Here is a 695-nt window from a genome sequence, read left to right on the forward strand (position 1 = left end):
CTCTCGACTTCCACGTCGACCGGACTCTCGTCGGCTACCAGCTCGATCAGCTCGCTGTCCACCTCGACTTCGACGGGCATCAACTCGCTGTCGACGGGCCTGAGCTCGACCGATAGCACGGTGGCATCGCTGTCGACTTCCACGTCGACGGGCCTCTCGTCGGCTAACAGCTCGATCAGCTCGCTGTCCACCTCGACCTCGACGGGCATCAACTCCCTGTCGACAGGCCTCAGCTCGACCAACAGCTCTGTCGCGTCGCTGTCGACCTCCACGTCGACAGGCCTGTCGTCGGCTACCAGCTCGATTTCGTCGCTCTCAACGTCGACCTCGACAGGTATCAACTCGCTGTCGACCGGCCTCAGCTCGACCGATAGCTCGGTCGCTTCGCTGTCGACGTCCACGTCGACCGGCCTGTCGTCGGCTACCAGCTCGATTTCGTCGCTGTCGACTTCGACGTCGACCGGTCTCTCGTCGGCAACGAGCTCGATCAGCTCGCTGTCCACGTCGACCTCGACGGGCATCAGCTCGTTGTCGACCGGCCTCAGCTCGACCGACAGCACCGTGGCGTCGCTCTCGACTTCCACGTCGACCGGACTCTCGTCGGCTACCAGCTCGATCAGCTCGCTGTCCACCTCGACTTCGACGGGCATCAACTCGCTGTCGACGGGCCTGAGCTCGACCGATAGCACGGTGGC

At 63.9% G+C, this 695-nt stretch carries 1 protein-coding gene; it reads right to left on the reverse strand.

Annotated elements, in window-relative coordinates:
• Nucleotides 1-695 (reverse strand): hypothetical protein (locus tag HW466_RS32165; protein WP_279610397.1); only part of this gene is annotated, 695 nt, incomplete at both ends.

Source organism: Burkholderia territorii (assembly GCF_902833055.1).
Classification (GTDB): Bacteria; Pseudomonadota; Gammaproteobacteria; order Burkholderiales; family Burkholderiaceae; genus Burkholderia; species Burkholderia territorii.